Annotated in this window: 25 protein-coding genes; 7 read left to right on the forward strand and 18 right to left on the reverse strand. The window is 64.9% G+C overall.

Annotation, left to right across the window (positions count from 1 at the left end):
- Positions 1 to 2: 2 nt before the first annotated feature.
- From AB0F51_RS25440 to AB0F51_RS25450, 3 genes are read right to left on the reverse strand one after another with little or no spacing between them, the layout of a single operon-like run.
- Complete coding sequence (locus tag AB0F51_RS25440; RefSeq protein WP_360284038.1) at positions 3 to 1,412, reverse strand: isochorismate synthase; 1,410 nt, start codon at positions 1,410 to 1,412, stop codon at positions 3 to 5.
- A 17-nt stretch (positions 1,413 to 1,429) separates the two neighbouring features.
- Positions 1,430 to 2,572: a GntG family PLP-dependent aldolase gene (locus AB0F51_RS25445; RefSeq protein WP_360284040.1), complete on the reverse strand. Its 1,143-nt coding sequence runs from the start codon at positions 2,570 to 2,572 to the stop codon at positions 1,430 to 1,432.
- 31 nt (positions 2,573 to 2,603) lie between these two features.
- The gene (locus AB0F51_RS25450; protein ID WP_360284042.1) at positions 2,604 to 3,551 is read right to left on the reverse strand and encodes a cupin domain-containing protein; all 948 of its coding nucleotides are present in this window, start codon (positions 3,549 to 3,551) and stop codon (positions 2,604 to 2,606) included.
- 167 nt (positions 3,552 to 3,718) lie between these two features.
- Here AB0F51_RS25450 and AB0F51_RS25455 point away from each other — a divergent pair, with 167 nt between their 5' ends.
- Positions 3,719 to 4,036, forward strand: coding sequence for a riboflavin kinase (locus AB0F51_RS25455; RefSeq protein ID WP_360284044.1), 318 nt, complete (start codon positions 3,719 to 3,721; stop codon positions 4,034 to 4,036).
- A gap of 13 nt (positions 4,037 to 4,049) precedes the next feature.
- Here AB0F51_RS25455 and AB0F51_RS25460 read toward each other — a convergent pair whose 3' ends face one another.
- From AB0F51_RS25460 to AB0F51_RS25470, 3 genes are all read right to left on the reverse strand, one after another.
- Positions 4,050 to 5,336 (reverse strand): GNAT family N-acetyltransferase, encoded by a 1,287-nt coding sequence (locus AB0F51_RS25460; RefSeq protein ID WP_360284046.1) that lies wholly within the window; start codon positions 5,334 to 5,336, stop codon positions 4,050 to 4,052.
- Between the two features lie 77 nt (positions 5,337 to 5,413).
- Positions 5,414 to 7,927, reverse strand: a complete 2,514-nt coding sequence (locus tag AB0F51_RS25465; protein WP_360284048.1) for an AAA family ATPase — start codon at positions 7,925 to 7,927, stop codon at positions 5,414 to 5,416.
- Positions 7,928 to 7,936: 9 nt separating this feature from the next.
- Positions 7,937 to 8,251, reverse strand: a complete 315-nt coding sequence (locus AB0F51_RS25470) for a hypothetical protein (RefSeq protein ID WP_360284050.1) — start codon at positions 8,249 to 8,251, stop codon at positions 7,937 to 7,939.
- Positions 8,252 to 8,768: 517 nt separating this feature from the next.
- On the opposite strand from AB0F51_RS25470, the gene AB0F51_RS25475 reads away from it, so the two are divergent.
- Positions 8,769 to 10,355 (forward strand): sensor histidine kinase, encoded by a 1,587-nt coding sequence (locus AB0F51_RS25475; RefSeq protein WP_360284052.1) that lies wholly within the window; start codon positions 8,769 to 8,771, stop codon positions 10,353 to 10,355.
- Complete coding sequence (locus AB0F51_RS25480) at positions 10,352 to 10,984, forward strand: response regulator transcription factor (protein WP_360284054.1); 633 nt, start codon at positions 10,352 to 10,354, stop codon at positions 10,982 to 10,984. Before AB0F51_RS25475 ends, AB0F51_RS25480 begins: the two co-directional genes overlap by 4 nt.
- Before the next feature lie 16 nt (positions 10,985 to 11,000).
- On the opposite strand, the gene AB0F51_RS25485 is transcribed toward AB0F51_RS25480, so the two are convergent.
- From AB0F51_RS25485 to AB0F51_RS25525, 9 genes are all read right to left on the reverse strand, one after another.
- On the reverse strand, positions 11,001 to 11,846 hold the full coding sequence (locus AB0F51_RS25485; protein WP_360284056.1) for a cupin-like domain-containing protein: 846 nt from the start codon (positions 11,844 to 11,846) through the stop codon (positions 11,001 to 11,003).
- A 469-nt stretch (positions 11,847 to 12,315) separates the two neighbouring features.
- Entirely contained in the window at positions 12,316 to 12,804 is a 489-nt protein-coding gene (locus AB0F51_RS25490; RefSeq protein WP_360284058.1) for a hypothetical protein, read from the reverse strand.
- Entirely contained in the window at positions 12,801 to 13,319 is a 519-nt protein-coding gene (locus AB0F51_RS25495) for a pyridoxamine 5'-phosphate oxidase family protein (protein ID WP_360284060.1), read from the reverse strand. The genes AB0F51_RS25490 and AB0F51_RS25495 overlap by 4 nt, the downstream gene beginning before the upstream one ends.
- 29 nt (positions 13,320 to 13,348) lie before the next feature.
- Positions 13,349 to 13,915, reverse strand: coding sequence for a sigma-70 family RNA polymerase sigma factor (locus AB0F51_RS25500; protein WP_360284062.1), 567 nt, complete (start codon positions 13,913 to 13,915; stop codon positions 13,349 to 13,351).
- 148 nt (positions 13,916 to 14,063) lie between these two features.
- The gene (locus AB0F51_RS25505; RefSeq protein WP_360284064.1) at positions 14,064 to 16,634 is read right to left on the reverse strand and encodes an AAA family ATPase; all 2,571 of its coding nucleotides are present in this window, start codon (positions 16,632 to 16,634) and stop codon (positions 14,064 to 14,066) included.
- A gap of 47 nt (positions 16,635 to 16,681) precedes the next feature.
- Positions 16,682 to 17,380 (reverse strand): anti-sigma factor, encoded by a 699-nt coding sequence (locus AB0F51_RS25510; protein WP_360284066.1) that lies wholly within the window; start codon positions 17,378 to 17,380, stop codon positions 16,682 to 16,684.
- Between the two features lie 117 nt (positions 17,381 to 17,497).
- Entirely contained in the window at positions 17,498 to 17,800 is a 303-nt protein-coding gene (locus tag AB0F51_RS25515) for a hypothetical protein (protein ID WP_360284068.1), read from the reverse strand.
- A 329-nt stretch (positions 17,801 to 18,129) separates the two neighbouring features.
- Positions 18,130 to 18,507: a Rieske (2Fe-2S) protein gene (locus AB0F51_RS25520; protein ID WP_360284070.1), complete on the reverse strand. Its 378-nt coding sequence runs from the start codon at positions 18,505 to 18,507 to the stop codon at positions 18,130 to 18,132.
- A 126-nt stretch (positions 18,508 to 18,633) separates the two neighbouring features.
- On the reverse strand, positions 18,634 to 19,212 hold the full coding sequence (locus AB0F51_RS25525) for a DUF6529 family protein (RefSeq protein WP_360284110.1): 579 nt from the start codon (positions 19,210 to 19,212) through the stop codon (positions 18,634 to 18,636).
- Positions 19,213 to 19,475: 263 nt separating this feature from the next.
- Between AB0F51_RS25525 and AB0F51_RS25530 the strand changes: the two genes are divergently transcribed.
- Together AB0F51_RS25530 and AB0F51_RS25535 are read left to right on the forward strand one after the other, a co-directional pair.
- The gene (locus tag AB0F51_RS25530) at positions 19,476 to 20,063 is read left to right on the forward strand and encodes a hypothetical protein (protein WP_360284072.1); all 588 of its coding nucleotides are present in this window, start codon (positions 19,476 to 19,478) and stop codon (positions 20,061 to 20,063) included.
- A 304-nt stretch (positions 20,064 to 20,367) separates the two neighbouring features.
- Entirely contained in the window at positions 20,368 to 21,195 is an 828-nt protein-coding gene (locus tag AB0F51_RS25535; protein ID WP_360284074.1) for a hypothetical protein, read from the forward strand.
- 89 nt (positions 21,196 to 21,284) lie between these two features.
- Here the strand turns inward: AB0F51_RS25535 and AB0F51_RS25540 are convergent, their stop codons facing one another.
- Positions 21,285 to 21,671 (reverse strand): CARDB domain-containing protein, encoded by a 387-nt coding sequence (locus AB0F51_RS25540; RefSeq protein WP_360284111.1) that lies wholly within the window; start codon positions 21,669 to 21,671, stop codon positions 21,285 to 21,287.
- Positions 21,672 to 21,749: 78 nt separating this feature from the next.
- On the opposite strand from AB0F51_RS25540, the gene AB0F51_RS25545 reads away from it, so the two are divergent.
- Positions 21,750 to 21,881, forward strand: coding sequence for a hypothetical protein (locus AB0F51_RS25545; RefSeq protein WP_360284113.1), 132 nt, complete (start codon positions 21,750 to 21,752; stop codon positions 21,879 to 21,881).
- Between the two features lie 307 nt (positions 21,882 to 22,188).
- On the opposite strand, the gene AB0F51_RS25550 is transcribed toward AB0F51_RS25545, so the two are convergent.
- Positions 22,189 to 22,650, reverse strand: a complete 462-nt coding sequence (locus tag AB0F51_RS25550; RefSeq protein ID WP_360284076.1) for a hypothetical protein — start codon at positions 22,648 to 22,650, stop codon at positions 22,189 to 22,191.
- Positions 22,651 to 22,884: 234 nt separating this feature from the next.
- Between AB0F51_RS25550 and AB0F51_RS25555 the strand changes: the two genes are divergently transcribed.
- Positions 22,885 to 23,421 (forward strand): hypothetical protein, encoded by a 537-nt coding sequence (locus AB0F51_RS25555; protein ID WP_360284078.1) that lies wholly within the window; start codon positions 22,885 to 22,887, stop codon positions 23,419 to 23,421.
- Positions 23,422 to 23,589: 168 nt separating this feature from the next.
- Here the strand turns inward: AB0F51_RS25555 and AB0F51_RS25560 are convergent, their stop codons facing one another.
- On the reverse strand, positions 23,590 to 24,828 hold the full coding sequence (locus AB0F51_RS25560; protein ID WP_360284080.1) for an MFS transporter: 1,239 nt from the start codon (positions 24,826 to 24,828) through the stop codon (positions 23,590 to 23,592).
- Positions 24,829 to 24,836: the final 8 nt, after the last annotated feature.

The raw sequence follows: 24,836 nt of genomic DNA on the forward strand, positions 1-24,836 counted from the left end.
GGTTAGTGGTTCCTACCTGCACCGGTCTTCGCCGCGGACTTCGGCCGGGTCGACCCGCGATCTGGCGGCAAGAGGCCTAGTGCCTCTCTCATCACCGACAGCTTCCAGTTGGTCTCGGCCAGCTCGACCAGGGGGTCGGAGTCACTGACGATGCCACCGCCCGCGAACATGGTGGCGGTGTCTCCGGTCAGCAATGCGCAGCGCAAAGCGACCCAGCAGTCGCCGTCCCCGGCAGCGTCAGCCCACCCGATAGGGCCGGTGTACCAGCCTCGATCGAAGTTCTCCAGCTCTGCGATCAGCGCCCGCGCCGCCGGAAGTGGGTGGCCACCGATTGCCGGCGTCGGGTGAAGCCACTCCGCCACGCTGAGCACCGATGCATGCACGGGCAAGTGTGCGCTGACATCCGTTCTGAGGTGGCGAATGTTGCGGAGGCTGACCACTCTTGGCCGCTGATCTCTCCGGACCGAGTCGCACCGCATTCCCAAGGTCTGCTCGATGTGATCAGCAACGATCGAATGTTCTCTGCGCAGCTTGGGATCCGACATGACCAGCTCATCGCCAACATCTGCGGGCACCGACCCGGCAAGTGCCATCGTTCGAGCTAGACGGCCCCGCACACTGCACAGTAGTTCAGGTGTCGCTCCCAGGAAGGTGGTCTCTTCCAGAGCGACGGCGAACCGGCATGTTTCGGGATAGAGGTTGTCGAGTCGACTCAGGATTGCGACCGGCTCGATACCTGTTGTTCTTGCCTGCACGACCCGCGTCAGAACGACCTTCTCCAAATCTCCCTGCTTCAGGTGCTCAATGGCCTGTCCGAGGGTGCTTACGTATGCTCCTTCCGCGTCAGCCCACGATGGACGAGGCTGTCGGGATGTATCCGGACCATCTATCGACGGTTCCCTCGGAAGGACTGGGGTTCCGACGATGGCGGATGCCGTGGCGACCAACGTGCCGTCTATCGCCCGGACCGAGATCTGCGGAATGCTCGTGCGGGACCGGCCGAAGTTCCGCCATGGTCCCATGGAGTCGCACTCGTCGGCGAAGGAGTGACCGAATACGACGAAGGGGTTCGCCGTCTGTACCGACAACTCGTCACGCACAGCACCGGCAACGAGTTCGCTCCAGTCCTGGTCGACAACAGCGAGATCCGCGTTGTCGCGTAGGCGCCCAGCCGAACCCCATGCGATGAGATTCGCCTCGGCGCCAGCAAGACTTGCCCACTCTGGGTTGCGCGTCGCCAGCCACAACAACCGCTGCGGCGAACCCGCAATATCGAGCACGGTGCTGGCACAGGCGAGTACTGGCTTCCGGAGTCGGTGGGCCCGCCGCCGCGCTTTTGGGACCAGCCTTTCAAGCGACTCCTCAAGCCTTGCAAAGGCCTCGAGGGTAGCGATCTCCTCAGTTGTCGTCACGGTGTCCGCGCTGGTCACTAGAACAGCCCCACGGGCGCGGGCCAGCCCGGGCCCGTGAGAAGCACCGACCCGCGGTCCGGCGCGATGCTGGTGCAGGAGCGCACGGCCGAAGTCAGCACATCGGCGGCACGCTCGCTGTCTTCCCGCGACACGTCGAGGTGTGTGCACGCCCGAAGCCTCCGCGGCCCGAACGGCAGGACTTTGACGCCTGCCTTCAACGCATACTCGGCCACGGCCACCGCATCCGGGACGTCGCAAACGATCAGGTTCGTTTCCAGGCGTTCCAGGTCGATGGACACTCCCGGCAGTTCGGCCAACGCCTCACTGATCAGGCGCGCGTGCGCATGGTCCTCGGCCAGCCGCTCGACGTGGTGGTCGAGCGCGTACAGGCCGGCCGCGGCTGCGATCCCGGCCTGGTGCAGAGTGCCACCCAGCATGCGTCGATAGCGCACAAGTCTGTTGATGTGCTCGGCCGACCCGACCAGCACCGAACCGATCGGACAGCCAAGTCCTTTGGTGAGCGACACGGCCACCAGGTCGAACCCTTCGGCGAGCAGAGCAGGGTTCACCGACAGGGCGATCGCCGCGTTGAAGATTCTTGCGCCATCGCAGAAGGTGGCGACGCCACGTTCCTTGGCCAGCGCACAGACCTCCTGCATCTGACCCAGGTCCCAGACGCGCCCGCCCATCCGGTTGTGCGTGTTCTCCACCTGGATCAACGTTGTCGGCGGATACAGCATGTGGCCTCGCGGTTTGAGGACGGCCTCGACATCCGCGGCAGCAAAGGTGCCGTCCTGTCCGACGGTCGTGAACTGCACTCCGGCCAGAGCAGCCCCCGAGCCGGTCTCGTGCCACAGCGAATGACTTTCCCGCCCCACGAGGACGTCGTCTCCCGGCTGGCAAAAGAGCTTCAGGGCCAGCTGATTCGCCATGGTCCCGCTGGGCACGAAAAGCCCGGCCTGCTTGCCGAGTAGGTCAGCCATCCGTTTCTGCAGCGAGTTCACACTTGGGTCCTCACCGAACTGGTCGCTGCCGACCACAGCCGCCGCGATGGCCTCGCGCATAGCCGAGGTCGGCTGAGCCACCGCGTCAGTACGCAGGTCAATCCATCGATGGGTAGTCATGAACTTTCCTGCCTTCTCGATCAGACCTTGAACCATGGGATGGATCAGTGAAACTGGGGCGCCGCGTTCACTCGACCGCGAGTTCCTCGCGATAGATCTCAAGAGCCACCAGCGCAGGCTGGTCGGAAAGCCGGAAGAGTAAGGCTGGGCTACTGGCGTGATGTTGCTGCCAGCTCCACGCAGGGACAGCCAGCACGTCCCCCTCCCCCCAGGAGACGGTGGCTCCTTCGACCTCGCTGGTTCCGTTGCCTTCGACGACCATCACGATGCTCGAGGACGCCTCACGCCACTTCGGTGTCGAGCACGCGGCGTCGATGGCCGCGATCTCACAGCCCAGCGTTCCAGTCACGCGGCCACCATCGCCGTACGGGACACGGCGAACTCCGTCGACGGCAACCGTGCGATCGATCGCTGCTTGCATCTCTTCCCAGCGATACAGAGCCGGGCGGGAATGATCCTGGGTGGTCTCGATCGGGCCGTCAGCCAGTTCAAACCACACTGCCGCGAGGCGGGACACCAGAGGAAGGTCGAGGCCGTCGAGCCAGACACCACGCCCAGAGCCGTTGTTCTGATGCGCGTGCCAGTCGCCGGCCTGCTGAACCAGAAGGTCGCGCGGTCGCAGGGGCACGGGAGTACCGTTCACCAGCGCTACAACACCGTCGCCTTCCATGCCGAAGCGGATCGACGACATCGCGTGCCGGTGGGGAGTGACCTGCTCACCAGGGTGGACAATCTGGACAGCCGTGATCAGTGTGTCTGTAGTCGCGACCACTCCGGGTCCCTCGACACCAGGGTTGGCCAGGGCGACGATGCGCCGTTCCGTCCGACCTTCGGCAACGAACTGCGCCGCGTTCTCTACAGCATTCTGGATCACTGCCGATGGCCAGTGATGCACGACCGCGTTGGTCAGCGGGGCTGTCGGCAGGTCACGCTCAGCCGCGATCCATAGCGGCACCAAGTGATTGCTCGCGGCCCACGAGGCAACAGCGTCTTCCGGATCAGTGACGGCGCTCATTGGCATTCTCCGATCGACAGGTGACGACCTTCTGACCGGCAATACGCAAGGAGGCGCGTGCCCGGTTCGCCTTCGTCCCACCGGGCCGCGCAGTCGACCGCGAACCGCTCGAAGTGTGGCGGCGTATACCTGTCTGCCGAGAAGAAACGCGCCCGACGGAGGCTGTCATGACATGGCAGGTCAACGGTCTGGTCGTCCATCCCGATGACTTCGCTAGGTCTCTAGGCCTTGCTTCCTTTGATATCCGGCTCGATCCGGGCTCGAGCCTGCCGACTCCAGGTATCTACGCCGGCTGGCTGAGGACAGCTGATCGAATTCTGCCGTCGCTCATCTCCATCGGCGGCCACGACGCCTTTGGCGATCCCGATCGTCTGGAGATCTGCTGCTCAGGACTGACAGACCTCGACTTCTACGGCAGTACGGTGTCCATCACCTTCGTCGCAGCCTTGCGCACAGTCATAAGCAGGACATTCACTGCGATCTGAGGCCACCTCATGGCTAGATGACCGACCAGACCGATGCGGACAGCCTCGGGAAGCCGATGGCGAGGAAGTCCAATGTGGTGGGCTCCGGAACAGACATGTCCGGCCAGATCTGGAGCAACTCAGAGGGAGTTGCGTAGCCGAGGATCAGTTGCAGCAGCGCGCCCGGTGGTACCACGACATCGGCGGCGCTGCGCAGGGCGTCACGCGCGACAACATCGATGTCGTGCAGCCGGCCGGCTGCGAAGTGCAGGCGAATCACCTCGTGGTAGGTGTCGAGCACCAAGACCGATCGCGGCCAACCGTGCTCTCGCCAGCGCGCTGCAAGCGCAGGAAGGCACCACTTGAGCAACGCCCCCAGGTCGCCCGATCGCGCATACCAGGGCTCTGCCCGGTGCACGGCGACTGGTGGCAGCATTCCCATGAGTTGATGCCCGTCGGGCATCAACATTCTCAAGGCCGTGAACTGGCTGCCGGTTCGGCGCGCAGCGGCAGCGCCGGCGTCGGCGAGATAGCGCAGCATCACCGCACGTGCGCCGGCCCAAACGTCGTCGTTGACGCACTCCGCGGCGAACACCTTCAGCGCGCCGTCCGAGCCGATCCGAGGACTGTTGACGACATACCCCGCGATTGCTCCCAACCGGTCTGTTATGACCGCCACCTCCACGGACGGGAGCGAGTCTTTCCGGCGACCACTCAGCTCGTACACCCACGACGTTTCGTCGCGGTGGCACCTCAGGACATCCGCCGGTACGGCGGACCTGTCGAGACCGGCCAGGGCAGGCGCGTCAGCGGACACTGCCGGCCTGACGAAGAAGTCGAGCTCCGAGTGACAGTGGTGGTCCTGCAATACTGCTGCAGCAACGTCGATCGAGTCGCCGGGACGTACGGCGTACTCGTAGCCGAACCTACGGTAGAAGTACGGGATTCCGCTGATCAGCTGCAATGCCGGCCCCATTGTCCGACATCTTTGGTGGACGGCGTCCAGCATCCGGCCCGTCAGGTTGTGGCCGCGATCGCGGGGATCCGAGCCAACCAGTTCGATCTGCACTGCCGGTACTGATGTCCCGCCGAGTGTCCACTGCTGGTTGATGGCAACCAGAGACGCGGCGATGCGGCGTTCCGTCCGCGACTCCGCAACCACGAAGTCGCGGAAGTCGACAAAGGGGTGACGCTCAAACAGGTCGCGCGTCCACGGTCCGACCCCTGGATACGGGTGCAGACCCTCGTTCATCGCTGCCAGGACCGCAATGTCGTCGGGTATCCCCGGCCGAACGACGTACTCATCGCCGCTGATCTTCATTCGCCCTCGAAGCTATCTACGCAGGTCCCCAGCCCTTCTCCACAAACGATACGAGCGGCACCCCGCGGATGGATCGCTCAGGCGGCGGGCACACGCCGCCCTGGTGAAGGCCCTACCACCGTCATCGAGGCCGTCAGAGTGTGCGCTGTGGTGCCCCGCGCTCTGCCGGCCATCGGGGTCAGCCCCACGGCCTTGGCTGTTGCTATTGCCCCTTGACGCGACCGAACTCCCAGTCTCGCAAGGATTGCCGAGACATGGTGATCCACGGTTCGCACGGAGACGACGAGAGTCCTCGCGATCTCCGCATTCGTCAGTCCCTGAACCAGCAACTCAAGAACCTCGCGCTGACGTCGAGTCAGCGACGCATCGATCGCTGCCCCGTCAGGTGTGTGTTCACCTCGGCCGGTCGGTTTCTCGGGCCGTTTGCTGACGAGTCTCACGGCAGCGACGGCACCGAGTTTCTCCAGTAGCGACACCGCTCGCCGGATCGCATTCGGCGATCCGTCACAGATGAGCGAGATGGCCTCCTCATAAGGATCGCCGAGGATCCTGGGCAGCTGGTCTGGGCCGGCCACATAGTGCGAGCCTGCCTGGCCATCGATCATCTCTGTGCTGGCACCAGCAAGAAACAGATAGCGGTACATTTCACCGACCAGATGATCGAGGCCTTGGGGCAGGGCATCTGTTGACACCCGGGCGCGAATCTCCTCGGCGACGTCGGCACGCCCGCTGAGCCACGCCCACTCCGCGCGTGCGAGGGCCGAGTACAGAATCCCGATCGGCGACCCCTGCCGCCACGCTTCGCGCCACGAGTCGGCGAGGAACGGCTCCGCAGCTTCGAGTTCGCCGCGGCGCGCCAGGAGTCTGGCGTAGAACGGCAGGCTGTAGAGCCGCACCGACCCCAGACCTTCGGATGCTGAGAGCAGCCGAAACAGCCGCCACTCGGCGCCGTGCGGATCACCCGATCGCATGCTGTGCAGCGCCCGATACACCTCGAGGGGCGAGGTGAGAGACCGCAGCCCCTGCTTCTCGGTGAACCTCCGCGCTTCGTCCAGGCAGGCCCCCAGTTCGTCGAACCTTGCGTGCAGGAACAGAACTTCGGCCAGGTTGGCGTAGACCGCTGCCGCACCATCGGCATCGCCCGATTCAAGGGCCGTACGCAGGCCGCCTCGCAGCTGGACGACGCCCCGCGGATCGCCCGAGTTTGCTCGGACAGTACCGAGGTAGGCCAAGCACAACGTCAAGAGATCAGTTCGCCCGACAGCAGACGCCAAGTCGCGAGCCCGTCCGAGCACCACGAGTGCCTCGTGCCACTGCCCAGTCTGCGCCAGCAACATGCCGCGGTACGTCGACACGACGGCTTGTGCCGTCTCCGACTCCATTGGCTCTGCGAGTCCGGCGGCCCGGTCCACGGCAGTGAGAGCACCCTTGTTGTCGCCAGCCATTTGCAGGTGTTGCGACAGCCGGACGAGCGACTCCACGAGAGCCGCGCTCTCGCCCTCATGCTCGAGCAAGGAGACCGTTTCATGGACAAGCTCAGTCGCCTCCGTCAAGCGCTGCGCCCTGTGGAGATCACGGGCGTACTCGTCTCGGATGCGCGCACGCGCCGCCGGACCGACTGGGTGGTCAGGCAGGACGGCTTGTAGCGCCCTCCGGTTGAGGTCGATTTGTCTGATCCGTCCGATGCTCCGCTCGACGGCGCGCCGTTCTACCTCGCGCCGGAATTCGACGTTGCCGGCGCGGATCGCGATGACCCCGCAGCGTTCCAGGTGGCCGAGGATGCTGAACTGATGCCCCAGGAGCCTCTCCGCGAAGGCGATGTCGACGGCCCTTGGCACGACAGACAGCTGCTCCAAGACCGCGAGGCAGTCCGTACCCAGGAGATGGAGCCTGGCAATGACCGCCTCAGCCACCCTCGCGGAGGCTCCACCTGCGGGATCGGCCAGAACCTCGGTCAAGTAGAACGGATTCCCCGCAGTGAGGCTATGCAACTCGGCCGGGTCCCAATAAGACCCTTGCGACAAAACACCCACGGCTGCCAGTGACAGGGGCTTGAGCTCGATCCGCCGAGCACGACAGCTGGCGAGTTCTCCAAGCAGCGCACGGTGTGAGTCTCCCAGGTCAGGGACGTCCGAGCGCATGGTCAGCACCAGAGCAGCGGACAGCTGCTCGAGTCGCCGCGCCAGGTACCGAATGGCGTCGACCGAAGCTGGGTCCGCCCACTGCAGATCCTCCACAACCAGGACGGTCGGACGGTCACCGGCGAGGTCGTTGAGCAAGGCATCGAGCGCCTGTTGTGTGACGCCGGCTTTCAAGGTCTCGGCGATGGCGTTTCCCCGGTAGGCCTCCCGGAGCGGACCAAGCGCCGGTGGGTCTGACAACTGGTCACAGCTACCGATCAGGATACGTACGTCCTTGTCCATTCCCGTCACCAAGGATCGGATGACGCTTGTTCTGCCGGCTCCAGCTTCGCCTGTGACCAGCGCGACCGCACCGCGCCCGGTGGAGGGTGCCGTCACGACGTTCAGCAGCTCGGCCAATGGCGCATCTCTCTCCAGAAGCGACGATGTGACCACCTGGTAACCAGACATGCCGAGACGTCATGCCCGCGCGCGGTCGAGGTCGACACCGGGGAGGCGGTTCCGGCGGCGCGTCCCGAAGCGGTGGCCGACGGCAACTAGGCCAAGCCCGAGGAGATAGATCACCGCTGTGACGACAAGGTATTCCGCGGGAAACGTCGCCGCGTCGGCTGGGAAGGCACCTGATCGGTTCTCGACCCAGTCTCGCATCAGATAGACGTTCTGGAACGCGAAGCAGTAGCCGTAAACGGCCACATAAGCGAGGATGGCGGAGGTCCGGCTGCGAAGCAGGAACCCCAGCGGAAACGCAAGCAACAAGGTGATGATGGCGATCACGACAATCTCCTTCATGAGTGGCTCTGACTGACTTCACTCACGATGCAACTGCGGACCGACTCACCGCATCCGTGTCAGCATCCGATGCCACCGCAACGGATACGTAAGTGGTAGCACTGATGACAACGCGTCGGCGGGCGGGCCATCATGAGGTGTGCCTACAGCTCATGCCCGGACGGGCGGCTGGATCGTGATGGCGACGATCGTTTACTTCAGCGCATCCGCCATCCGGGCCCTGCTGGCCTACGGGCCCGCCTCCGTCGGCACGTCGACCACCTTTCTTGTGTCGACGTTGCTCCTGGTACCGGCGCTCGTGCTCGGCTGGTTGGTTTGGGTCAAGGTGCCGGCCTCGCCCGTCGGTCCTGCCCTCGGGTGGACCAGCGCCGTACCGGCGGCAGTCTTCGGGATCGAGGACTGGGGTGCCTCGGCGGCGACAGCGGCACCGATGCCGGGTGCAGAGGCGGCAGCCGTTGCCGGCGCCGGCGTCTGGGCATGGCTCTTCCTCGGGTTCGCAGGCTTGATCCTGCTCTTCCCCGACGGTTTACTGCCCGGGAATGGCTGGCGTCTCGGTGCCGTGGCGGTTCCCGGAGCAGCGCTGATAGTGAACGTCGTTATCTCGACGCTGAACACGAGCTCCTCGCCCCTCTCTCCGGCTGTTGGCGTCGTGGCTCTTGCCTTGTTCGCCGGTGTCCTGGTCACCGTCATGGCGAGCCTCGTGGTTCGCTACCGCACCGGCAGTGAACGGACCAGGCAGCAGTTGCGATGGCTGCTGTGGTCTGCCCTCAGCGTGCCCATTCTGCTGGTGCTGAGCTGGTTCGTCGTGTCCGCCGGTGTGGCCCCCTCATTTGCGTACGCCGGGTTCCTTGCCTGCATGCTCGTCGTGGTACCGGCTGCGATCGCGGTCGCCATCGTCCGCCACGATCTCTTGGACGTCGACCGGCTACTTGGTGGCACGGTCACCTGGGCTATCACCAGCCTCCTCTCGGCGGGAAGCTTCGCCGGCGTGGTGATTCTCGTCGACTCGATAGTCCCCGAGCAGCGCCAAGCCGGCGTCACCGGCGCCGCCTTCGTCACCGCGCTCGCCCTGTTGCCGTTGTACCACCGGCTGCACCGGGCTGTTGGGCGACTGATCGACCGTGACCACACCGTCGCGGTCGCACAAGTACGAGACTTCGTCGGTCTGGTGCGTGACCGTCAAGCCCCGCCGGAAGAAGTCGAGGAGGTGCTCCGCTCGGCACTCCGCGATCCCGATCTCCAGCTGATCCTGCGCAGACCGGGACAAGAGGAGTACGTCGATGTCCGCGGCCGGCCGGCCGTCGCCAGCAGTGACCAGTCGATCCCGCTGCAGACAGCAGGATCGACAGTTGCACTCCTTGTCCTGGGCAACGTCTCGGCCCGCCGTGTCCGGCTGGCGGGTGAGCTCGCTCGTGAGGCCCGACTGCCGATCGAGGTCAGCCGGCTACAACTCGAGCTTCGTGAAGCACTCGCCGAGGTGAGCGCCAGTCGCGCCCGTCTGATGTCCGCCGTTGCGGCGGAGCGTAAACGAATCGAACGCGACCTGCACGACGGAACCCAGCAGCGACTTGTTGCCATTGGCATGCGAATGCGTAGCCTGCAGCAGCGCCTGACGCGATCTGCATCGGACCGGCTGATGAACCGTGAGCTCGATGAGCTTGTCGAACATTTGGAGGACACGATCAACGAGCTGCGGCGGATCGCACACGGTGTACGGCCCAGCGGCCTGGACGACGGCCTCTCGGTCGCTCTGCGGCGGTTGGCGGGAGACAGCTCCGTGCCCGTAAGCCTCAACGTCCACGACATGGACGTCGCGGAGAACGTTGCCAGCGTCATCTATTTTACCGTGGGCGAGGCTCTCACCAACACGATGAAACACGCCCACGCCAGTCAGATCGAGATCGAGGTCCTTCGCCGCGATGGTCTGGTCAGCGTGGAGATCCGTGACGACGGCGTAGGCGGTGCGCGCGAGGGGTTCGGCCTGACATCGCTCCGGGATCGAATCGCCTCCGTCGGCGGGGATTTCAGCGTCGTCAGTAACCACGGATCCGGGACGACTCTGCAGGCGGTGATCCCGTGCGAGTCGTGATCGGTGAGGACTCTGCTCTGTTCCGCGAGGGCTTGGCCCGGCTGCTCGCTGAAAACGGACACGAGGTGGTCTCTTCCGCCGCCGATGCTCCTTCCCTGGTTGCCGAGGTGATGGCGAAGACCCCCGATCTCGCCATCATCGATGTACGGATGCCGCCACAGATGAACGACGACGGCGCTCGCGCCGCGAAGGAACTGCGCGACTGGTCGTCAACGTTGCCGATCCTGATGCTTTCGCAGCACGTCGAGACACGCCATATCGTCGACCTCGTCAGGGCCGGCGGCTTCGGCTACCTCCTGAAAGACCGCGTGCTCCGCGTTTCCGACTTCCTCGACGCCATGCAGCGGGTGGCATCCGGCGGCTCGGCACTGGATCCGGCCATCGTCGCGGCCCTGATGACCCCGCCCCAACCGAATGGCCCCCTTGCGACACTGACCGAGCGCGAACGGGAGGTACTGGCCCTTGCCGCGGAGGGCCTCACCAATGCGGCAATCGCCGCGCGCCTGTACGTCGCGGAGCGAACGGTCGAGACCCGCATCCGCACGATCTTCCAAAAACTGCACCTACCTGAATCGCCGGACAGCAACCGACGCATACTCGCCGTCCTCGCTTACCTCACGGCCTCCTGACCGGCCTCAGCAGTCCCTAGGACCGGCCCGAGTGGCGTGATCGAACACTGGCGATCTTCTTGGCCTGCCAGGCGACGAATGGCATGGCTTGTACGAACTCGGGAAAGTACCGCGTGTTTTTCCATGGCGATGCGAGCCAGATGTAGTTCATCGACACGTTGTGGTCGGCTGTCGATTCGACATGGTGCCAGTAGAACGCCGGGATGTAGAGCAACTCTCCGGCGTGCAATTCGAATTCGATCGGCCGGACATGCTTCCAGCGTGGGTAGGCCGACATGTCGGGGGCAGTCGGATCGACCTTACTGAACATCGGAGCCTTGGTGTGGACACCGTGGGGGTAGAAATTCCTCAGCCCAGGCTGGAAGCACAACCAGCGCTTGCTGCCCTCCATCATCCAGTGGAGCACCTCGACCGGGTCATAGTGGAGCGGCGTGACAATCCCCTTCCCGCTGACCCACAGCTTCGTCCGTACGATTGCGGTGTTTCGCAGGTACGTCGGCACCTGGTAGCTCGAGTGAAACGAGGGCAGGTTGCGGACGTCGTCCTGTAGATAGGTTCGTGGGCCGGCGTAGGCCTCGCTCTCGATCCGTGCGCGAAGCTCCGCGAAAGGGATTCGCTCGAAGTTCGGACGAGCCTCGGGATCCTGAGGCGTGTTCCTCGACGCCCGGCGGTCGACCTCGACGCGATGCTCGCCGATCGCGTTCTGAAGGTCGTCGAGAGAGTACGAACCGCCTCGCGAGAGTTCGCGTGACAAGCCGGTGATCACCACCAGCCTGCTTGCCTTCACCGCCCGCCGGAACTCGCTTTGGGTCGGGCGGTGAAGCCGTAGCAGACGGTCAGCGGTTCGCGCGGTACTCATCATGCGTCCTTTCCTCGAGTGATGTGCTCAGACAAATCGTCGGCAGCTTCCTGCTGGGCGCCGCAGCCTGACTGCCACTGGCCTCGACCAAGCCTTCAGAAGCGGGGAGTTAGGGATGCCACCACCGAGGGCGAGGCGCCTCAGTGATGGCCGCGCTGAGAACGGCGCGGAGGCGCCCCGTACCAGGCAGCTCCGTCGCATACTCCACACGTTCTGAAGGAATCCGGATCCGGACGGATCGCGTCAGCACATCGCCGCCCCGGGGCGAGCGAACGCTGCTGAGATCAAGCTCCTCGCATCAATACGAGCGCATCCGCCGAGTCGGTTCCCATTTGCCGACGGGCATAGCTCGAAATCTCTGTGACCCGCCGATGGGTTTGGCGCCGCCTAGATCGTCGGGACGGGCCGACCATCGCTGCGTGCGATGGCCGACCGGGTTTTTGCGCGCCGGCCCTCTCGGAACGTCACAGGATCAGCTGTGCTGCCCCTCTGCACGGCGCCCCTCGGCCAGCACCCGCTTTTTCGCTCCGCGGAGGGTCTTCCAGGGGATCGCGGGCGGAGTTTCGTCTGCGCGGAGGAGATACCTCTCGGCGTCCCGCCTCGCCTGGAGGATCTGCTTGAGAGCGCTGCGGAACAGCGCGATCCGGCTTCCTCCAGTCGCCGCAAGCCAGCGGAATTCTGCCGGCGTGAAAACGACGTGGCCTTCACGCAATGCCGCTGACCCCTTGGCCAGGAAGCTGCGGAGGTCCCAACCGACGTCGTTGTGGCTGTGGGACATCAGGCATGCGGGACCATCTTCGAACTTCAGCCAGTCCGGCTGCGGTACCTGAAGGGCTGCCTTGTCCCCGGCCGGCGTCAGTCGGCAGCGCAAGCTCAGTGGGTAACCGTCCGTGCCGACGACGGTGAGCACAACGCTGCCGAAGGTCGCCGATGCTGCCTGCGCCTCCTCGCGTGCGGTCATGCCATCACAGCTTTCGGCGCCGCTGACATGTCGCCGTCCGGCCACCACAAGACACGTCGTGGAGTGACGTGGATCTTCACTCGCTGGAAGTACCAGGACAGGATTCTGCGCGAAATGACATCGGTGCCGATGCCGTTCGGCTGCTTACGCCATGCCATCTCGTACCAGGCGGCCAACTCGTCGTCCCAGGTGGTGATCTTCGAGATCGTCGCGTCGCCCTGGACGAGCACCGCGGCCCGCTGAGTGAGCCCGCTGCCGGTTGGATCCGAGTACAGCAGAGCAACTTTGGGATTGCGCCGGATGTTGTACAGCTTCTGAGGTAGCCCGATTCCTGTCGTTGCCATGATCCGGCCTGCCTCGGCCTGCCAAATGGGGGTAAGCGCGACAGTGATCGGCACACCAGTCCTGGAGAACGTCGTCAACTCGGCCGCGAAGTAGCGCTCCAGGACGGCCTCCACTTCAGTCGGAAAACCATTCATGGCACCAGGTTCGACCCCGCAGCCGGCAGCCGTCATCGGTAGATGCTGCCTAACTTGCGGGTGACCTACCTATCAGTCAGGGCGTCGTCTCGGAGATGGCCTAGCGAAGCGGCCAGATGCCGCAGTGCCCGGGATGTGCGGCTCTTGACAGTGCCGAGCGCGATCCCGAGATGTGCTGCGATTTCGCTTTGGGTCTGACCGCCGTGATACGCCAGGTCGATGACCTCACGTTCCGCAGGCGCCAGTTGGTCGAGCGCCTGGCGAACCTGCCACGTCTGCCAGGTCTCCTCCATCGTCGGGTCGTACGCGACCATCACACGATCGATCTGTTCCGGCTCCAGCGACAGCATCTCTGCCGCGCGACGCTGGCCCCGGTAGACATCGATCGCCGCGCGGCGGGTGATGGCGTAGAGCCATGGCTGCAGACCCCGGGAGACATCGAAGCTGCCGGCGGCCCGCCAGGCCTGGACGAAGGCTCGTTGCACTGTGTCCGCGGCCAGCTCATGTCGCCCCAGCAACCTCAGTGCAATGACATACATAGGAGCGGAGAACTCGCGGTACATCTCTCGCATCGCGCCCTCGTCACCGCGGCAAAACCGTTCTTCCAAACTCAGTTCCGGGTCAACGGTCACCGAACCACTCCTGGCCCGCATCGTCCCCGCGACTTCATCGAACAGTCCATTGCACGGACCACAGTCGGCCGGATCGGGCGGAATCACATCGGTAGCGGACTGCCTATTTCGGCACGGCCGGCGCTACCTAGCGCCGAGGTACGCGGACCTACTGTCCGATAGGTAGTCCCAGGCTCGCGGCTGCCGCCACCGCCTCATGACGCGTCTGCGCGCCCAACCTCGCCAGGATCGCGGAGACGTGGTGGTCGACCGTCCGAACCGACAACACCAGTCGTCTCGCGATCTCGGCGTTTGTCAGCCCTTCCGAGAGGAGCAGGAGGACTTCAATCTGCCGACTGGTCAGCCCACCAGCATCTTCCGCACCGCCCGGGCCCGGGGCAGCCGGCGCCGCTTGGCTCTCGAGGTCCCTTTTGATCCTTGCGACGGCTGCCCTGGCCCCCAAGCCCTCAAGAATCCGTAGCGCCCATCTCGCGGCTCCTGGCGATCCAGATGCCACCAGCTCGATGCTCCTCTCGTAGGGGTCGTCCTGAGGTCCCGACCGGGCGAAGTTCGGAGTACTCCGCTGGTCGGCGTCTTCTGCGAGGCAGAGGTAACGACGCAGCTCTTTGGCTAGGCGGTCCGCACCCCTCGGGAACGGATAGCGCGACAGCGTCGAGCTGATCTCCCGAGCGACGTCTGGTCGCTCGCTGAGCCACGCCCACTCGGCGTAGGCGACGCCGGCGTACAGAATCCCAACCAGAGACTTCTGCTTCCATGCACGTTGCCACGACGTCGTGAGCATGCCGCCGGCTGTCTCCAGATCACCGCGGCGAGCCAGCAGTCGCGCGTACACCGGTGTCGAGTACGCGGACAGCACTCCCGGCTCATCGACCGAGTCGAGCAAGCGGCGGAGGCGGCGTTCCGCAGCGTCCCATTTCCCGCATCGCAGGTCGAGCTGTGCGCGATGGACCTCGATGTTGTACGCGTGGGACGAGAAACCTCGTTCCTGGGTGAATCTCTGCCCTTCGTCCAGGCAGGCGGCGAGCTCGTCGAACAACGAATGGCGAAACAAAACCTCGGCGGTGTTCGCATAAGCCCGAGCGGCCGACTCATAGGCACCGGCTTCGAGCGCCAAAGTGAGGGATTCCCGCAGATAGGTGAGCCCTCTTGGATCACCGGAGTCCGCGAGCACCGTGCCCAAGTAGTTGAGGCACAGGCTGACAAGGTCTGGCCGCTCGGCCTTGGCCGCGAGATCGCGAGCCTTCTCCAGTACGCCGAGGGCCTCGTCGAGGCGCCCGGTGAGTGTCAGAAGCATGCCCCGGTGGGTCAGCGTTGCTGCCCGCGGCGACAAGGACCGAAGGGGCTGCGTGACTTCTGACGCGCGTTCAATCGTCTTCTGTGCATCGTCGGTGTCACCAGCCATGCACTGGTGCCGCGAGAGCCGCAGCAGGGTCTCCACCCGTTCCGCCGACTCGCCGACGGACTCGTACAGCATGACTGCCTGGCGGCCGATTTCGACGGCGTCTGCGAATCGGTGGGCGATATGTAGCTCCCACGCGAATTCGTCAAGCAGCTGCGCGCGATCACGCGGGTCGAGGCGAACGGCATACGGCAGGACGGCGTCGAAACAGGTCAATGCCTGCCGGTGTGAACCCGATCGCGAGGCCTGTCGCGCCGCCGTCGGTGCATGGGCGACTACGGTCTCGATGTCGCCAGCCTGCATCGCATGATGGACCAGCGCAGCCAGTTCCGGAGCGTCCGCGCCCGACATGGCCCGGACGACGGCACGGTTCAGGATGATTCGTCGCGTTTCCGAGAGACTGTGCTCCACAGCCCGCCGGGCAAGCTCATGCCGAAAGCGGATGCCCTCGGGCCCAACCTCGAGGATTCCGCTACGTTCGGCGTCTGCCAGATGGGAGAAACGCTCGCCGAGCAGCCGCTCACCAAGATCAAAGCTCACCCGAGTCGGGACCACGGACAGCTGCTCGACCGCATCAAGACAGCCCGGATTCAATTCGGAGGTGCGAGCAAGAGTCGCGTCGACCACAGAGGCCGGAACACCACCGGCCGGCCCGGCAAGTACCTCGGCCACGTAGAAAGGGTTCCCGCCGGTCAAGGTATGCAGCTCTTCGGGATCCCATCCCGAACCGCCGGCCAACACCCGGACCGCCTCGAGAGTGAGCGGCGCAAGCACTATCCGCTGTGCCCGTGCACAGGCCATCTCACCGAGCAGCGCGCGGAGGGGATGGCCGGAATCGAGCGCATCCGACCGAAACGTCAGCACGAGCACAGCACGCACACGATCCAGCCGTCGTACGACGTAGCGGATGACGTCGAGCGACGTATCGTCCGCCCACTGCAGGTCCTCGAGGATCAGCACCGTCGGCGGGTCATCGGCCAGTTCGCCGATCAGCGCGTTGAAGAGCGGCTCGACGGAGCCCTGTCCGAGCGCCTCCGCGACCGTGCCCTCCGTACGCACGAACGCTTCCCTGAGCGGCCCCAAGGCCGGCGGCGCGAGAAGGTCGTCGCAACCACCGGTCAGAGTCCGTACGTCAGGCTTGAGGAGCGCGGCGAACGAACGAACCAGGCTCGTCTTGCCGATCCCTGCCTCACCGGTCACGAGGGCCACCGAACTCCGCCCCTTGCGGGCGGCGGCCACCGCCTCGATCAGTTGGCCGATCTGAGCTTCACGCTCGAACAATGACGGCAATGCCGTACTCCCGTCGCGTGCCAGAGGCAACCATTGTCAGGCCGCGATGCCTCAGCGTGATCACAGCTTGTGGCGGTTCAGCGATCCTCTGGGACGACTTCGCCGACGAGTACGACGCGACCTGACGATGCGGGGCCGGCGCCCTCCTGCTGGATCGTCACCGTGATGGTCGGATAGTCCCTCAGCTCCACCCCGGACCAGAGCTTGATCTCGTCAGCTCCGTCCCGCAAGTGAAAGGTGCCGATCGGGACCGTTCCCCGGACGCCCTTGACCCACCCCTCGTAGTAACTACCTGGTGGCGTCGGGGGCAACCCGGTGATGTTCATGCTGATTTCTACGCCAGAGGGTGTATCTCTCACGTCGACCCGGGCGCGGGCGTCAGAAGCAAGGGGCGTGCCGACCAGAGCCACTGTGCGAGCGTCCGGCTGTACCAATGCCGTGGCTCCGAAGCCTGCCGCAGCGATCATGGCAGCTGCCGCGGCCACCAAAGCCGGCCGCCGCATGGTTGCGAGCCGTACCCGCCGAGTTCGGGATCCGCTACGCAACGCCGTCAGTTTGACTGGGACCACCGTGCCGTTCAGCGAAGCAACCGGAGGAGCGGCCGCGTTCGAACCCACACGGACCCGATCAACCTCGGCGAACACACGCTGTTCGAGGTCCGGGGGAACTTGGGCCCAAACCTCGCCGCTGCGCAGTACCGTCTCGAAACCGGCGAGGGCCGCCTCGGTCTCTTCCACCGGAAGGTGACCTTCCGGCTCGCCTGAATACTCCTCCATGATCGCTTTCTGCCTGCCCGTCTGATCGACGACTCACCGTGTCACTAAGCACTACGTGTGTAACCGGCCTAGTGGATCATCCCCGTCGGCGCTCGACCAGCGATGACGGGGACGCGGCTACCGAGCCGTGGCCTTCTTGCCGGCCGGGCTGATCGCGTGCCAGGTGCCCTTGATCCCTTCCCCGTTCACCTCACCAGGCTTCGTGTCCTGCGCATAGCGGTACAGCGGCCATCCGCCGAGGGTTGCCTGGCGGGTCCCATCCGGCCTGTCGACTGCCCCCACCGCTGCGGGATCGACGCCTTTGCCCGCCGTCGGCTGTTCCCCTTGCGGGACGGACAGCGGCTTCCAGGCGCTCAGGCAGGCGTCGCTGAGGCACACCGACCGCGGAGGATTCGTCTTGTCCAGAACGGACAAGTACAACGTGAATCCTTCCGCATCGACAGCGGTGGGACCGAGCTTCGTGATCCCCGCAGACACAGTGCCCGGACCTGCCGAGACCTCTGTGCTCGGTTCACCAGTAGGCGGTTCCGTGGCCGGCGGTTCGGTGGTCGGCGCTGGATCGGTCGGCGCTGGAGCTGTCGAAGCGGACGCGGGTGGTGCGGTATTCGCCTCGACCTGGGCACGGACCGGCGGCGCCTGCGCCGTGACGACCTGTCCTACAACCGGACTCAGACACGTCACAGCAGCCGTCGCCCCGACGAGCCACAGGGTCGTCGGTAGTCGCTTGAACATCGGCATCAGCCGCTCTCCTAAGCCTGGAAGAGGCCACCGTCGCGTTCGACGACGGCGACAGGTGGAAGGGGCTTCTTCGCCGGGCCACCAACAGGTTCGCCACTGGCGAGATCGAACTTGCTGCCGTGGCACTTACAGTCGATCGTTCCCTCGCCGACGGCAGTGACCAGGCAACCCTGATGCGTGCAGACGGCGGAGAAGGCGTGCGGAGCACCGCTGTCGTCGCGGGTGACTACGATCTTCTGATCCTTGAGAATCACCCCGCCGCCGGCAGGGACATCCTTCGCGCTGGTCAGCAGGTCGCCCGCCGGCTGTGCGGTTGGTGCGCTCGACTCGGTTGCTTGTGGCACCGATGTGGTCGGCTGCTTGGCCGGTGCCGGTTGTTCAGCAGGCACTGACTGCTCAACCACGCAGGCACTCAGTACCGTGCCCACGGCAAGCGTCCCGGCTCCGAGTAGCGCCGATCTGCGGTCAATCTCGCGATTGGTCATGTGCAATGGATTCCTCTGGATGAGCTGGCGTCAGCGAAGCGGCACGCCGGGTTGGCTGAAGTACCACAGGGATGCGGTCGCCCACAGCGCGACAAGCAGCGTGAACAACGCGCCGCCGACAAGTGGCAGAGCCCATCCCGGCAGCTTCTCCGTGCGCAGCGAGAGCATTTTCGTGGCGAAGACCCCGTAGAACGCGCAGCCCGCGATGGAGTGCAGCGCAGTACGGGTGTCGAACGTGACGAAGCCAAGGCTCCACAGGCAGTGGTAGCCGACCGGCAGCGTCAGAACGAATGCGACAGCGCCACTCCATCGGTGGCCTTCGGCGGCCCAGGCCGGTGCCTTGCGCGTGATGGGCAGTCGGCCCCACATCCACGCTGCTGTGACGACCTGGAAAACGCCGAGCAAAACACCGAAGGTCGCCAGCCATGCCTTCATTGGCGTCATTCCGCTGAAGCCGATCACGAGGGCAAGCGGCCGGCCGGTGGGCTCGTGCGTGCGGCCGTAGACACCCAGCGCGACGGCCACCAACGCGCCCATCAGGGCCGCAACCGCGAGGCCGCCCAGGCCGTCGTGAGGCCCAGAACGTCGCCGGCGGCCCTGTCGCGACAGGACTTCGGCGTTACCTGGTCCGGAAGCTTCCATGGGTCAGTCCATCCGTTGTCGGGTCTTCAAGCCGCAGTACGGCGCTCCGCCGCGATCCGGTTCACGACTCCTGGATGCCGCCTGGGTGATGAAGTCTCCGCCCGGCGAGAACCGGTTGCCTCCCGGCCCGCGTATGCATCGGTGATCGGACGCCGGTCAGGTTGATGCGCCGGCGTAACTATCGGCGCCGGCTGTCGCACGGCGGCGCCTCGTCACGGAGATGATCAGTCATGAGGCTTCCCACCACCCTGTCAATGGTCGCGTCGGCGGTCGTGCTGCTGTCCAGTTGCGGCTCGCCCACAGCAGCCGACTACACCGACAGCCCGGCGACGTCGACTCCGCCGCCAGCCCAGACAACTGCGGCGCCGGAGCAGCCGGCCGAGACCGCAGCCGTTCCCACCCCGACTGTCAGGCCCGGTCCGATCAAGCTCGAAGTCCGTCGTACGACGGTCAAGGGAGTGACCGCGGACGTCGTCACCATCAACGGCTCGACGGCGTATCGCTTCGAGGTGGACGAGGACAAGCCGTCGAAGGTGAACTGCAACTTCGACTGCCTGATCACCTGGCCGCCTGCGCTGACCGACGGCTCGAAGGTCGAAATCGTGGGCATCGACCCGAAGCTGGTCGGGACCGTCGGCCGCCGTGATGGTGACGGGTATGTGCAGGTGACGCTCAATGGCTGGCCGCTGTACCGATTCAAAGAGGACAAGGTACCGACCGATGTGAAGGGTGAAGGAATCGGCGGCAACTGGTCCGTCGTCAAGCCCGACGGCAAGCCAGTCATCAAGAAGGGCAAGCAAGGTCCACTCGGAGGCTGATGCCGCTGTTGCGGTCGTTGCCTGCGGCTACATCCGCATCCACTCCGTGCTGCCGAGACCATCGGCGGCACCAGCCTTCGAGGACAGAACAATGCACAACGGCCTAGACCAGAAGCCCTATTGGCCGACCTACTGTCGGTGCACGTCAACATTCGAGGGCTCACCGATCAACCCGCCCACGCGACTCTCTCCGACCGAAGTGTTCCACCGACGGACGGCGAGACTGAGCACAGTCCGGACCCGTGTCCAGTCAGCCGCTGGGCCTCTGTTGTTTTCCGCCTTGCCGCGCCGCGCTTCGCGTAAGTTGCTGCTGAAGTACGTCCGCTTCGACGAAGCTCGACTGGCCGATGTCCGCGTGTACAGGGCTGAGACCGTTGGTGACATCAAGGCGGCCCTGACCCTTCTGCACGACGTCTACACCACGGTGGGCATCATCAAACCGAACGAGGCACGGCTCCACGTGACCAAGTACAACGCCCTTCCCACGACGATGATCTTCGTTGCCAAGAAGGGCGACCGTGTCGTCGGCACCCTCTCGATGGTGCTCGACACAGACCTAGGCCTCCCCGCGGACTCCACGCACCGCGCCGAGGTGGATTCCTTGCGCGCACAGGGTCTAGCCCTTGCCGAAGTGGTGGGCACCGCGTGCGCGAGCGAGTACCGTGGCTCGGGCCTCGTCCTCTACCTTTATCGCATAATGGTGCACTCCGCACTGCGTGCCAACCTCGACCGCGTGGTGATGCGTGCGGCACCGAAGGGCGCATTGCTCTACGAGGAGTTGATGGTCTGCCAGCGGCTCGGCGCAACGCGCCCCGATCCGCTGCTCAACAACAAACCTTTCGCGGCACTCACGCTGGATTTGCAGACATGCGCGGACCGCGCCGTTCGACGCTTCGACGGTCTGGTGCCGTACGTCAAGACGCCGCACTACTACTTCTTCGGCAAGGACCTGCCACAGCTCGAGGTACCGGACACCTTCACCGTCACGACTCAGCGTCGCGAGGCGGTCGCAAGTCTCCTGTGCGCGCGCCACGACCTGTTCCGCAGCCTGCCAACCAACGAGCGCGTCTACTATCGCTCTATCCTCCCAGAAGTCGACTTCTCCTGCCTGCTGCCGTCCGTACCCATTTAGCCGGCGCGTCCCCGGACTCGACAAGTCCTTGCGGAGCGGACCGAGGCCGCGTGTCGCCGTGGCCTCGGTCGCGGATTTCGGCGCTGAGGCTAATCGACCACCGGGACCGTCCCGATGTAGCCGTTGTAGCTGTTGTTCCCTTCGTGGCTCTCGGCCACTGTGTTGTAGGCATCCAGCACGAAGTTGTAGGTGTCTGCCGGCGACAGACCGGAGACGTCGGCGTAGATGGTCTGGGTCGCGCCTGGCGCGGCGCTACTGAAGACCCAGTAGTCGTACACCGTGTTGTTCACCAAGAAGTTGACGCGGAATCCGCCCGCACTGGTGTTCCCGCTGTTCTTGAAGGTGATGTAGATCCGCTTCTCACTGAGGTCGATATACGGTTGACAAGTGAATCCGAGGTCGGCGGAGGGGTGGTCGGAGGTGGCGGCGGGGGCGTTCCACCACCGCTGACGACGCTGCCCGGCACCAGGAACCAGCCCCCGTACGCCGAGTGCGGCACGTAGGTACTCCCGGTCGAGTCCGAAGGGGCGAGTGCTTGCCCGTAGACGCCCCGGTTGGAACCGACGACGTACGGCATGACGCTCCCGTCGACGTTTGCTACTGCAGGCGCGAACGAGGTGTTGCCGGCGTGGGTCATCAGCTTCCATGCCGCGCGCCACTTCACCTTGGAGTCAGTGGTCTGGTAGAACAAGTCGTCGTTCACACCACGAACCACCGCGACGAGTCCGGAGCCGTAGTCGGCCGTCTTGACGGTGGTCAAAGCAGGTGCATGGTCGGTAAGGGCACTGCCGGGAAGCTCTGACCATGGCGTGAACGCGCTGCCCTCGCCCTTCGTCGAGTACACGCGCCTGTTGTCGCCGGGGGCAACGACGTGAAGGTAGCCGTAGACGTAGGACGCTCCGACGGCGGTCTGGGTCTTCAAAGTGTGATGCCAGCGCTGGAAGTGCACTTGATCCGACAAGCCCGGAGCGGCGAACGCCAACTGGGTGCCTTTCAGCGCGGCCGCCGCAGGCCCGCGGTGAAAGTCCCTCCGCCTGGGATCTCGTGCCACGTTCCCTCCCAGGAACCATAACCACTGGTCGAATAGGCCTGGGTGAACATGCTCTTGCCGCCCTGGCCGGCGACCACGACGTAGATCTTGCCGTTGAGCTTCGCCACCGCGGGGGCGAACGGCGTCCGGCCGCCACCCGGGAGCTCCTTCCATTCGTTCCATCCCCCGTTGTTCCAAGCAGCAGTCCAGTTCCCGGTGTTGTAGAACAAGCGGCTGTCCGAAGTACGAACGACCGCGAACGTACTCGAGCCACTGCCCAACTGGGTGACCGCCGGAGCCGAGTCAGGCTGGGCCGGCAGCGACGCCGCTGCCGCCTGCTGAGCCGGCGCGATCACGGCCAAGGCGGTAGCAGCTACCACTGCTGTTGCCAGCAAGGCCAGGACTCTTCGCGCGGTTGGTCTCATGTAAAGCTCCGTTCAGATGTGCGGATAGAAGCCCGCCCCTGGCAGTACGGGATCATCACGACCATCGGATTGCAGGACGCGCACAGCCCGAGCGGGATCTCTGTGGCCAGTGGAACAGAGGAGTATCGGCCAACTGAGATCGAGGGATTTCCCTCATGCGGTCGAGCCTGACCAGGGCAAGGATGGCCTCGGACGTGTTCCCGGGTGTAGGCACCCAAGATCTAGTGAGGTTTCATGGTCCGCAAGACACTTCTGTCCCTGGCTGCATTGACGACCGTTTCGACTGCCGTGTGTCTGCCCGCGGGTGCGGCTTCCTCGGACTCGAGCGCCGCTGCCGAGACGCAGTACAAGATCGTTTCTGCCGCTGGCAGTCCTCAGAACGTACTGACGGCCGCCCCCAACTCATCCGGCTTCACGCCGGATGTCTTCCTCTTCGACAATCCTTCGCTCACACGGCAGAAGTGGAAGATCTCACGGGCGGCCGGTGACACTTCCACCGTCGTCATCGAGAACGTCGGCAACCCTGGCGAGTGCCTTTCTGTGCTCACCGGGTCGACCGGGGTCTACAGCATGACGTGCGATGATTCGCTTGCTCAGCGATGGAAGGTACCCGCGGCCGGCGCGGCGACGGCGCAACCGATCATCAGCGCGCAGACCAACGACGCCCTGACCCGTCTGCAAGGCAATCCAGACTTCTCCCCTATTGCTGTTCGCTCTACTTTTACGGGAGCACCGGACCAGCTGTTCAAGATCATCGCTTCGAGCAGCTGACATCGGTAGCTGGGAATTGCGGGTAGCCGGCTGCGGAGCAGGCCAAAGGGCGTTGAGTGTGGTCGCCCAGTAGTTCAACGCCATGCCGCGATCATCACATCGATGCGTGCCACCCATGCTGAGAGGTCCTACCGTTGCCTCTGGCAATTGTTTCCTGTGGCGGCTTCCTCACGTCGCTGTAGTCCGAAACGGATCGTCGGCTAGGACCGGGAGGTGTTGACGCATGCGGAGAGAAACGGCGAGGCCGAGGCCGAGCAGGGAGATGAACACAGGCGCTAGCAACTCTGCAGCGTTGATTGCCACAGCCGCGCCGGTGAAGGCCGTACCGCCGAGCCATCCACCAGTCCATGCCAAGGTGATCGCGCCGTTGTAGCGCCCTCGCAGACCGTCGGGAGCTAGGTCATTCACAAGCGCCGACATAACGGGGGCCATCAACACCTCACCGGCCGCGAAGACGACCGCGACCATGACGAGGTGGACCGCAGTGAGTGTGGTTGCAACGGCGAGCACCGTCCACGCCGCCATCATCACAGCGATGCCTGAGAACATGCTGGAGGTGCGTCGCCATGACACCGTGAGGCGACGTACCGGCGCTTGCAGGATGACTACTGCAAGCATGTTAGCTGCGAATGCCCAGCCCAGATCGCCAGCGGAGAGACCGGAGGCGAGCGCGAGAACTGGCAAGCCGACGTGCAGCTGGGAGAATCCCGCGGCGACGACAATCGCCACCGTGAGGCAGAGCCACCGCGCGGCCGGGTCGCGGACAACCTCCGAATACCCCTTCCTCTCTGCCGTCGACGCGCTCTGCGGACTGGTTGGCAGCTGACTCCTCGTGGCGCCCCTCGGCCACACAGCCAAGGCGAACAGAGCAATCGAGATCGCGTCCGCGACATAGAGGAACGTGTAGCCACTGGTTGGCCAGGCCTTGAGTACCATCCCGGCAACGAGCGCTCCGCCGGCTCCACCGACGTTGACCATGACGTACTGGATCCCGAAAGCGCTGGTTCGCTGCGTGGGCGTCGTCTGCTGCGCTAACCAGGCTGCCAGGGCAGTTTGCAACATGGCGCCAACCGCGCCGTACAGTGTGAAGAGAGCTGCGCCGGTCCACGGTTCGCGGATGAGCAGCAACGCGAGCGTTGTCCCGCACGCCACGACCGCCGCTTGGAAGGCGGCACGCCCGGCTCCAACCCTGTCCGCCCACGCGCCGCCGAGCACTGCCCCGAGCACCGCTCCCACAGCGCGGGCCGTCAAAAGGATGCCGGCCGCGCGCGCGTCGAGTCCCAGATGCACGATGAAGGCGTACAGGTACGGCACGGTGCTGCCACTGCCGAACGCCGCGATCAGCAGGCCCACCAGCACAACTCGTACTGGTCGGGGCATCGCACGGAAGCCTTCGCTCTTGGGCAAGAAGCCGC

It is taken from the genome of Kribbella sp. NPDC023855, assembly GCF_040639475.1.
GTDB lineage: Bacteria > Actinomycetota > Actinomycetes > Propionibacteriales > Kribbellaceae > Kribbella.